Source organism: Vibrio makurazakiensis, from assembly GCF_050337375.1.
Lineage (GTDB): Bacteria > Pseudomonadota > Gammaproteobacteria > Enterobacterales > Vibrionaceae > Vibrio > Vibrio makurazakiensis.
On record NZ_JAKJSW010000151.1, the window covers coordinates 1 to 10591 of the forward strand.

At 41.6% G+C, this 10591-nt stretch carries 7 protein-coding genes and 1 pseudogene; 3 read left to right on the plus strand and 5 right to left on the minus strand.

Annotation, left to right across the window (positions count from 1 at the left end; translation table 11 throughout):
• Nucleotides 1–17: 17 nt before the first annotated feature.
• Nucleotides 18–332, plus strand: a pseudogene (locus L4C33_RS15510) (MFS transporter); the annotation flags it as partial.
• A gap of 104 nt (nucleotides 333–436) precedes the next feature.
• Nucleotides 437–2647 (plus strand): glucosidase family protein, encoded by a 2211-nt coding sequence (locus L4C33_RS15515; RefSeq protein WP_428813324.1) that lies wholly within the window; start codon nucleotides 437–439, stop codon nucleotides 2645–2647.
• An 82-nt stretch (nucleotides 2648–2729) separates the two neighbouring features.
• On the opposite strand, the gene L4C33_RS15520 is transcribed toward L4C33_RS15515, so the two are convergent.
• The 3 genes from L4C33_RS15520 to L4C33_RS15530 form a co-directional block, all read right to left on the minus strand.
• Nucleotides 2730–3350, minus strand: a complete 621-nt coding sequence (locus L4C33_RS15520) for a LysE family translocator (RefSeq protein WP_428813325.1) — start codon at nucleotides 3348–3350, stop codon at nucleotides 2730–2732.
• Nucleotides 3351–3430: 80 nt separating this feature from the next.
• Entirely contained in the window at nucleotides 3431–4717 is a 1287-nt protein-coding gene (locus tag L4C33_RS15525; protein ID WP_428813326.1) for a DEAD/DEAH box helicase, read from the minus strand.
• A gap of 231 nt (nucleotides 4718–4948) precedes the next feature.
• Nucleotides 4949–5938: a CobW family GTP-binding protein gene (locus tag L4C33_RS15530; RefSeq protein ID WP_428813327.1), complete on the minus strand. Its 990-nt coding sequence runs from the start codon at nucleotides 5936–5938 to the stop codon at nucleotides 4949–4951.
• Between the two features lie 679 nt (nucleotides 5939–6617).
• Here L4C33_RS15530 and L4C33_RS15535 point away from each other — a divergent pair.
• The gene (locus L4C33_RS15535; RefSeq protein ID WP_489686441.1) at nucleotides 6618–7595 is read left to right on the plus strand and encodes a TDT family transporter; all 978 of its coding nucleotides are present in this window, start codon (nucleotides 6618–6620) and stop codon (nucleotides 7593–7595) included.
• 121 nt (nucleotides 7596–7716) lie between these two features.
• Here the strand turns inward: L4C33_RS15535 and L4C33_RS15540 are convergent, their stop codons facing one another.
• Both L4C33_RS15540 and hmpA read right to left on the minus strand, forming a co-directional pair.
• On the minus strand, nucleotides 7717–9102 hold the full coding sequence (locus tag L4C33_RS15540; RefSeq protein ID WP_428813328.1) for a CHASE4 domain-containing protein: 1386 nt from the start codon (nucleotides 9100–9102) through the stop codon (nucleotides 7717–7719).
• A 170-nt stretch (nucleotides 9103–9272) separates the two neighbouring features.
• Nucleotides 9273–10466 (minus strand): NO-inducible flavohemoprotein, encoded by a 1194-nt coding sequence (gene hmpA / locus L4C33_RS15545; RefSeq protein WP_428813329.1) that lies wholly within the window; start codon nucleotides 10464–10466, stop codon nucleotides 9273–9275.
• Nucleotides 10467–10591 lie beyond the last annotated feature (125 nt).

Below are 10591 nucleotides of genomic sequence, written 5' to 3' on the forward strand. Positions count from 1 at the left end.
CCTTTGTCTGAGCCTTCGTCTGTAATGTGGTCGTAAAAGCAGGCTCGGCATTTGCCGCTTTCTTTATCGGTATCGCGCTCACTGCCGTTGACTATGTGCCTAACGTAACGCAAAGCCCTGAAACAGTATTCGGCATGCAATGCATCATGGTCGGCCTACCTGCTTTCTTCTTTGCCATTGCGTTAATCATCTACTTCCGCTTCTACAAACTGAACGGTGCTTATCACCAAAAGATTCAAGATCACTTAACAGAGAAATACGACCACATTACAGACGAAGGCTCAGACAAAGGAGAAACTGCGAAACCGACAGAACCGGCTCAAGCAACATAAGCGGTAGAACGACGTCAATGTAGGCTTTCAGAGCTTGCATTGACGTTCATACCAGCAACTCTCAACCCTCACTAGCCTTTCTACTTCCAATAAAAGAGATCCGTATGAAACTCAAAGTCCTTGCTTCTGCCATCACTTTCTCCCTCATGCTATCTGCTGGGGCACACGCACAAAAACACGACAATATTCTTACTAATCCTAGCTTTGAAAACAAAGGATTAGGGTGGAGCTATTGGTTTTCTAATATCAAAAACGACTTCACTCATGAAGGAGAATACCGAGGTCGTATCGCTCAAGGTAAGAATCACCACATCAGTCAAATAGTGACGATTCCTGAGACGGGCTACTACGATTTATCCGCATATTTTATTAGCCCTTCTAACGATGCCACCCTCGCAATGACTAATCTCACCGATCAAATATTAGTGAGTGACAAAATAAAACAAAGTGCCAAATATCAACGGAAAAACCTAAAACATATCCCACTAGAAAAAGGCGAACAGCTAAAAGTCTGGTTCTCAGGTTCTGCTCAAGGAGGAGTAAGTGTAGACAGCGTTGCATTAATCAAAAGTAATAAAAATAAACCTCTAAATTTCAACCAAATCATTCAGTTCTCAACTCAAGAACAAGTCGGTGTCACTAGTGTTAATAAAACCTCTAGAGATATAAAGTACCAGGTCCCGTTTGGCACAGATCTAACCGCATTAACCATAGGAGAACTCCTAATCTCTGAAGGCAGCTATTCGTCTATCAACACAGGTGATGTCATCGACTTCAGTCAGCCGGTACAAGTAGCAGTGATAGATGACAACAAYAAAGAACAGCTGTGGACGATCACGGCTATCGAGAAAGAAAAGCAAGTGGTGGTCACCTCTTCGAACACTAAGCTTCAAGACTCTTTCGAATGGGCTATAGAGAAAACTCAACGCTTCGTAATGACAGGTCAACACGACCTCGTTAACCGGGATGAATACAATAACGATGGTGATGGCAGTGCAGATTACATTCCATCCTATTGGGCTGGCTATTTTGACCGGACCGCTTTTTACTCGAGAGACTTCTTACACCAAGCAAGTGGCGCAAAAATCGCAGGGCTTGAACCAGAGAATTTCTCAATGTTCAAAACCTTCGCCAAGCATTCAACGGAATCAAGAAAGTGGTACACACTATGGGCCATTAATTTTGATGGTACGCCACACACTATTGATTATGATGACGACAATTGGTTTGTTCGTGAAGTGCCAGCACAGTTTGAATTTGTTGAAAAGGCATGGAAGCAATATCAATGGACGGGAGACAAACGTTATATAGAAGATGATGATCTCTGGCAGTTTTATACCAAGGTTCTCACCGATTACATCGAGCTACATGATGACCAAGATCCAAATGGTATCGCTGAAGGTTATGGTGGTATTTTTGAAGGCTCAGCCACATACAACGAACGAGGTGAATTTCCAATCGAAGCTGGTGACGGAATTGGGTCACAATACCAAGCAACACTCGCCTACTCAGCGATGCTAAAAGCACGAGAAGAATACAACGAGGCGACACTATGGCGAGGAAAAGCCCAAGAGCTTAAGCGTTATTTTAATGAAGACTGGAGCATCGTAGATCCAAATAAGCCACTAGATAACTACGTTAACATTGTACAAAAAGATGGGTTACGCCTAAACGATTTTGGCAAAGAGAACAGTTGGTTCATGCCGATGAAACTCATTACAGAGCCCGGAGAAAGAAACAACAGATACCTTGACTTCATTGCTAACAATTTAGGTGATGGCATTGGTRGCACGCCAGAGGCACCAAACAATATTGAAGCCTACACCTACATTCCTGAAACCTACTTCCCATATAACCGCAATGCCGAAGCATGGAAGTGGATGCAGTACATTATGGATACCAAAGACGAGCCACACGAGCGTCCAACTCAAGGAACCAATGGCGACTACCCAGAAATATCCTTTACATTCATTTCGAATACGATTGAAGGCTTAATGGGCATAAAACCAAACGCCGCAGACCACCGTGTGACGACAGCTTCTCATCTCACTAGTGACATAGAATGGCTAAGTGTGGATCAACTGCCAATGGGGGAACATGAACTGACCCTACGTCATGATGGACTCACGAAATCAACGCTTACCAATAGTTCTGATCATGTCCTCGAATGGGAAGCATGGTTCTATGGCGATTACTCAACATTAATCGTAGATGGCAAAGCAATCCGTAGTCAAAAGAAACAGGTGAATGGGCAGCAAGTCAGCTATGTGATTGTACCCATTACTAAAAACTCGACTCGAGTTATTGAAAGATAACGCTTAAAAAATAAAGCCTAGCGAACGACCGCTAGGCTTTACTTATGATGTTTTTAATTCAGCATAACGATAATTATATTGGTTAACTCATTGCCAACCAGATACCGACACCTATCATCAAAGAACCTGAAATGCGGTTCATCACTTTCACGTTATCAGCCTTACCCAATACGCGCTTCAACCCTTTACCACCTGTCGCATAAATCGTCATACACACGAATTCTGACAAAAGAATAATGGAAACTAAGATCAGCAACTGAGGGGTTAATGCTGCGTTACTATTAATAAATGGGGGTAATAAAGACACCATAAACGCCCACCCTTTTGGGTTTGCTATCGCGGTGACAAAACCTTGAACAACTAAATCCCAATCACCACCTTTCGTCACTTCTTGGGTTTCGCTGCTAATCGCTAATTTGCCTTTAGATCGCCACATCTGGAAACCTAAGTAAGCCAGATAACTTGCACCCACGAACTTAAAAGCGGTAAATAACCACGGATAATTCAACATTACAGATGCAATACCTAATACTGCCGCGACCGACACTACAGCAACGCCAACCAACTCCCCTATCATCATCCACAGCGTTCGCTTATAGCCTATGCTCATGCCAAGGCTTAAAGCTAACGTCATGCACATTCCAGGCGTGATAGAAACAAAGAAAAATGTCGGAATAAATGCCCACAATAATGCACTATCCATAGTTACCTCTTATCCAGTGGACAAAAAAGCCACTATAAAAGTGGCTCTTTTGAAATTAAATATTACTGCGCTGCTTTGAACTACTTACGACGATTTTTAATACGTTTCATCATAGTTAAACGACGCTCAGCAGACGCTTGATCCGGCTTGTCTTCGTTAGGGTTGTTTTTACGGCCCTGACGATTTTTATAAGCTGACTTAGTATTTAGCTTTTCAATATAAGCTTCACGCTTTTTCGGCTCATAGCCTGGTTGCTCAATACGGCGAATGCGTTGTTGAATCAGCGTTTCGACTTGCACTACCGTTAGCTCTTCTTCGCGGTTAACAAACGAAACAGCGTGACCTTTCTTACCTGCACGGCCAGTACGACCAATACGGTGAACATAGTCTTCCGCTAGGAATGGCATGTCATAGTTAATCACGTGCGGTAAGTCTTCGATATCCAGACCACGAGCTGCAACGTCTGTTGCTACCATTACACGTGCTTTACCTTCTTTGAAATCTTCTAGTGCACGGCGACGCGCACTTTGCGCTTTATCACCGTGGCAAAGTACCGCTTTGATGCCATCAAGTTTCAATTCTTTTACAACATCATTCGCTGTTTCTTTGTAGTTAACAAAGACTAATACTTGTTTCCAGTTTTTGCGTCCAATCAGCTCTGACAATAATTCTGTTTTACGCTCTTGAWCTACTGGGTAAACCACGTGACCAACTGTCGCAGCAGTACTGTTTTCACGTTCAACACTGATACGCTTTGGTTTACGTAGAATATCAACAGAAAGCTGGTTCAACTGAGTTGACGTTGTTGCAGAGAACATCATGATTTGTGGTGAAGTTTCTACATCTAGCATGATCTTACGAACAGCATTAATGAAACCCATATCTAAAATGCGGTCAGCTTCATCAAAAACTAGAAACTCTAGATTAGCGATAGACACGTTGCCCGCTTCTAAGTGCTCTTCTAAACGCCCTGGTGTTGCGACAAGAATATCGACACCCATTTCAAGTTGACGAACTTGAGAAGACATTTTGTTACCACCGTAAACAGCAGCAACACTTAAAGATGTGTATTTAACGTAGTCTTTGATGTTTTGAGCAATTTGAGCCGCAAGCTCACGAGTTGGTGCAAGTACCAAGCCACGAGCAGTGCCACGAGACGTCGACTTCTTGCTGTCCAATAAATGCTGAATAACTGGTAAAGAGAAAGCAGCTGTCTTACCGGTACCCGTTTGTGCAGTAGCAAAAATATCATGCCCTTTACGAGCCATTGGGATCGCTTTCTGTTGAATTGGCGTGAGTTTTTCATAGCCACATTCAGTAAGTGCTTTTACAAGTTCAGGGGCAAAACCTTGAGAGGAAAATGACATTTAACGGGTCCTTAAGCTAACAGCCTACATTTCAATATTTCAGCCGAGCACTATAAATGAATTAGAGTGATTTATCTCACATTAATCGTGATATAACGCAAATTTTGTCACATATATAGTGAATAACAATGGGAAGGTAACTAAATCGCTACCACATTACTGTTTTTGACCATAAAACAAAGGGAAGACAGAGCTTCCCTTGTGATTTTAGAATTCAGTATATGAAGCGATTTATGACGGAGTTAACCCACACAATTTAAGCAATACACCTTCTAAGTCTTGCCAAGGCATCAACTGAGAATCGATAACTTCGATTCGAGATTCGAATCCATCCAAACCGATTTCATTTACAGACACGACTTGATTGGCAACATTAAAGGCGTAACACCCCTGAGTGGTATTCACTACCGCTTTAACTCGTTCAGCCGTTAAAGCCGACATCATTGAAAACAGTTCATCAAAATCAAACTTGTGCTCAGCACCAAACAACCAACCACAGCTGAAATAACCCTGACCTTCATTTTCTCGGCGGATAAATGCTTCACCTGGTGGTAACTCAAATTGAGGCTCTTGCTCTGCGTGCTCATGGTGATGCGCTTCAATACCAAATGATGATGCACCGTAAACACGTTCAATATCGAGTACTTCTAACGGTATTTCACCATGGTGGATCAACTTGCTAAATACTTTCGCTGGGCTTTGGTCTGTCACCCAGTCGTTAAACACGTCTATATCTTCAGAATGTACTAGGTCGACCTTAGTACCAATAATCACATCAGAGCTATCTAGTTGATCATTGAAGTTTTGATTTGATGTGTACTTTTCATTGCTCAAGTTACGCGGGTCAACAAGCCCCAGAGTTGCCTTTAAGTCAACGTAAGGGAGGTACTGTTCCGATGTAAGTGTTGCGATAACCTGCTTTGGATGACCTAACCCTGTAGGCTCGATCAACAAACGGTCTGGCTTTTGTCTCAATAAAGCATTAATACCAACCGACATAGGAACGCCTGCAGTACAGCACATACAACCGCCAGGTACTTCTTTAATCATCGCACCTTGATCTGTCATCAATGCACCATCAATACCAATTTCGCCAAATTCATTGACCAACACAGCCCAATTTTCATTTTCAGGCTTATTTTTAAGCAAATTTAATATAGAGGTAGTTTTACCGACACCAAGAAAGCCAGTAATGATATTCGTTGGGACCTTTGCGACCATATTAAGTACTCCTTTTTCTTCGAGTATATACGTAATATCAGTAGCTTCGCTAGTTAGAATCAGTTTGAAATTAGGGTCAGAAGATGAATATAGRAAGGATCCGCCAGAGTGTTTAACACTCGTTTGGGTGTTGTTACTATCATTGTTATGCGGAATGCTAGAAAGACAAAAGGCGTACCTGTCAAAGTACGCCTCACCCTCGTTACTCAATCGTGAGTTCGCGAATCAGGAGGTCTTAAGCTACGACCTGAACATATTACGAGGAACTAGAATTTATTATATTTTGAATCCATCCAAATTGTGTGTAAAACCTCATTCTCCTTGCGGCTCGTTATGTTGCTTTACAATTTAACTATGGTTCATTTCCTCGAAAAAACAAGCCAGCCCCAACATAAGAATCGAAATTGTGACTTACATTCCACAGTTTCAGCTACTTTGCTATCAGAGCTTTTCAAAATTGAAATGATAGGTTGCGATTTTATTCATGTGGCGTTCTTTTTAGGACGTGTACAATTTACGCGACTTATAATGTCGCATAAAAACATGCTTCACAGTTTTTCTATCTACTGACTCTCTGACCCATTCTTACCTTTACTTCATATGTGAGTATTTGTAGCATCCTTAGCCGAAAGCTCCGACAGGAAATGAGTTAGAGCGTAAACCGAATTGGAGTGTTCTTTTGAACTGGAAACGTCTTATCCGAATGCAAAATGTGCCACCTTCTCAGGCTGCATTAGCATTAGGCTTTATCGGACTGGGACAGGCTTGGGCTTTATATATTCCTGGATTAGGGGATTCTCTTCGCCCTTTTATGGCTGCAATTGGTGCCATATTACTGCTACCCGTTCTTTTGAAGTATTTCACCAGTTACAGAACCTTCATTAACGATATTCGCCACCCTTTAAGTGGCAGTTTGATGGCACCAATGAGCATGGCGTTATTGGTTCTGGCAGACTACCTTGCCTTGGTTTCTCAAACTCTTGCCTACCCAATTTGGTTTGCGGCTTTGCTATTGCATTTCACCATGATGGTGCTCTTTTTTAGCTTTCAAGCCATGAACTTTAAAATGTCTAACATCGTACCTAGTTGGTTTCTATACCCAGTCGGTTTGATTAGCAGTTCTTTAGCCGGTACGCAGTTTGGCTTAACCGTATTCTCTGAAACGCTGGCGAGTATTTGCATTACTATTTACTTCTTTATGCTACCGCTCGTACTTTACAGACTGGTTTTTGAAGGTATTTTACCTCGTAGAGCTCGCCCAACTTTAGCAATAATGGCAGCACCAGTTAACCTAACACTCGCTGCCTATTTGGTTAACTTCAAACAACCAGACCCTATTTTAACCGGTGCTCTCGCTGGTATTGCGATAACCATGACACTGATGATTTACCTATGTTACGTGCGTCTAATGCGCTTGAAGTTCCAACCTTCAATTGCTGCCGTAACGTTTCCTTCCGTAATTAGTGCTATCGCAATGCACCACTTAACCACCTACTTCCAGGCAGACTTTCCACAATGGTACTGGTTACACCGATTCGGTTTCTTCGAACTGACTATTGCGACAATACTCGTTATTTGGGTTTCGGGAGGTTATGTGAAAATGTACTGGCCAGAGTTTTTCAGCACTAAGAGTGTTGTTAGCAAATTCAAAAACTAGTTTACATTCGAGGCGCTGATTCTCGTAGTAAGCTTATAAGCCTCACCAGTCAATACTCGCTGCTTCTGAGAGTAAGCAATTAATGACTAATGAGGCTGTTTAAAATGGCATTAATTTTAGATTAATCCTTCGGGCGTAAAATGATCATCGCCCCTTTCTCTTCTTCACTGTCGTTGTTCAATATTGGGCTAACCTGAACTTCAACCAGGTAGGTTTTGTTTGGCTCACTTAACTTTCTGATCTGCACTTGGCCACTGTACTCACTGGCCGTTTCTAGCGCTCGATATAACCAGTTCGATACACTAGGCGCATTTTCATCTACACACACTAGTAGCAGCTCAAAATCTTGGTCGTATACGTCTCGAGAATCAATTTTCAACCATTCTGCGGCGGCAGGATTGCAGTAATCAATTTTGCCTTGGCTGTCGACCGTAAATATAAAATCACTGATCGAGTAGAGCAGCAGCTGACTGAATTGATGCTGTTGGTATAAGTTGTTATAAATCTCACTGAATTTATTACTTAAAATACCGATCTCGCCATGTTGAGAGTATTGATACGGCTTTAAGTCTTCAGCAAGTTGAGAACCGTTCACCTGGTTAAGCCACTCAATCAACTTCTTGATTGGTTTCGTCACCGTCGCCCTTAAAATCACAAGTAATACGGCTGTTAAAGCCAGAAGCATCAGTATTTCAGGTATCAACCACCGCCATATTGACTGGCTAAAAGACTCTTCTCGTTTGATTTCAAGTTCTACCAATAGTGGTAATGGGAACTCTTTTGAAACAAAAACGCTATACACGCCTTTGATCTTTTTGTCGCCAAAAATGATCTCAGACTTTTTGACTTCCCATCGTTTGCCAAAACGTACAAGTTTCACGACATCAGGCTGAACCATATTAATCACATTCATCGACTCACCGAGAACAGTACTAATCGATTCTAGAGAACGTTGGTTTAACTCTTTTATTAGGGTAATTCGGCCATTTGTTAGAGCTTTTCCAGAATTGTCACTGACTGGCCTAGATACATAAACTAGGATGCGTCCATGTAAAAACACCGCACCGCGATAGGTTTGCTGTTTGTCATAATTCGACATATCAGCAAACGCTTTCCACAATAGTTTGTCTGTCGAGTAATCGTAAGTACTTATGCTATGCAAAGCCTTACCTTCGAGATCATGAATAATAAGGCCGTTCAAATAAGCCGATTCGAGAGAGTCTAAATCCATAGATGAGTTAACGAAGCGATCGGAAGGAGAACTAATATAATTATAGGTCTCGTCCCACTCCCCGTAGTCTTGCGCTAAAACGTCAATTTGATCAATTTTAGACTTCAACAGGTTCAAACCGATTTTCAAGTACTTATCGAGTTGACTAGTCTCAGTCTGCTTACGCTCATCAATCCCAACGAACACTGAAACACCGGTCACAACACCGAAAGTCAGTGTCATTGCCAGTACAAAAATAATGATGAGACGCTTTTCAATTGAATGATGCCATTTCATTACGCTGTCTTTATTCAAGAAAGGAACCCATTAATCATAGGCCTTACAACAAGGCTCTGTTTATATATTCGAACACCCAAGATGGAATGATGTACTATATATCAACATAAGCAAAAAGACCTCAAATAACTTGAGGCCTTGTCTACTTTAAACCAATATTTTGAACTTAATTAGAAATTGGCATGCGGGCCAAATACCTCGTAATGAACTTGTTCACGCGAAATATTTAGGTTATCAAGCTGCTCTACAATATTTTTCATAAACCCGACTGGGCCACAAATGTAAAAGTCATTTTCCTTAAACCTTTCGTCAGCAGAAAATTCAGCTAGATTCATCAAACCTGTTGCACTATCGGCATTTGGTAATTTAGGGTTGTTGTACCACGTTTTAGCACTCCAGCCATTCGATTGTGTGATGCTAGAAACACGTTCAGAAAATGAGTGTTGCTCTTCATCTTCGCAAGCATGAAGGTAATGCACTGCCTCTGACTTCCCTTGCTTATTTAGGTGCTCTAGCATTGACTGCATCGGCGTGACACCCACACCTGCTGAAATTAGCGTGACTGGTTTATTACGTTCTGTGTAAAAGAAGTCTCCTGCTGGTGCATACAATTCCACTGTGTCACCTTCATTCACAAAATCATGTAAGAAGTTCGATACCAGCCCTTTGTGCTCTGTGTCTACGCCTTCTCTTTTCACTGAAATTCTGTAGCTATTGCCATTTGGTGCCTGAGATAAAGAATATTGACGTACCTCTTTGTACTCACAACCTTGCGGTGTTAACTCAATTCCGATGTACTGACCCGGAGAGTAATCAAGTACTGAGCCGCCATCAGCAGCTTCGAATGTGAAGCTAGTTACTAGCGATGACTCGGTTTTTTTCTCAACAAGTTTAAATTGACGCGCATTTTGCCAACCACCGATGGCTTGTTTACGTTGTAGATAAAGCTCTGCTTCACGGTCAATAAACACTTTCGCTAAAAATAAGTATGCAGCTGTCCATGCTTCTTCTACTTCCTGTGTAAACGCATCCGGTGCTAATTCACGTAATGTTTCGATTAGGTGATGCCCTACGATTTGATAATGCTCAGGTTGAATATTGAAGCTTGTATGCTTATGAGCAATTCTTTCTACAGCCGTTGTTAACGCCGCTAGGTTATCAATGTTTTTCGCATAAGCAGCAATAGCTTCAAATAACGCGACACTCTGACGACCCGTTGCTTGATGCGTCATATTGAAGATGTCTTTAAGTTCAGGGTTGTGAGAAAACATACGCTGATAGAAATAAACCGTCAGCTCAGGACCTGCACTTTCAAGAAGAGGAATCGTAGATTTGATGATATCTATATGTTGATTGTTAAGCATTTTAAACTCCGAACACTAGTGGTTAAGATTAACTTTTGAAGTCAATTTGACCTTATATTATTTTTTTAATGATTATTAGTATCGATTTTCACAATGTATGAGTGCAGTTTTACTTACCCATAAGT

Coding starts and splice junctions, on each gene's coding strand:
- L4C33_RS15520 (WP_428813325.1), bottom strand. CDS start 3,350: ATGGATAGTGCATTATTGTGGGCATTTATTCCGACATTTTTCTTTGTT.
- hmpA (WP_428813329.1), bottom strand. CDS start 10,466: ATGCTTAACAATCAACATATAGATATCATCAAATCTACGATTCCTCTT.
- L4C33_RS15530 (WP_428813327.1), bottom strand. CDS start 5,938: ATGGTCGCAAAGGTCCCAACGAATATCATTACTGGCTTTCTTGGTGTC.
- L4C33_RS15540 (WP_428813328.1), bottom strand. CDS start 9,102: ATGAAATGGCATCATTCAATTGAAAAGCGTCTCATCATTATTTTTGTA.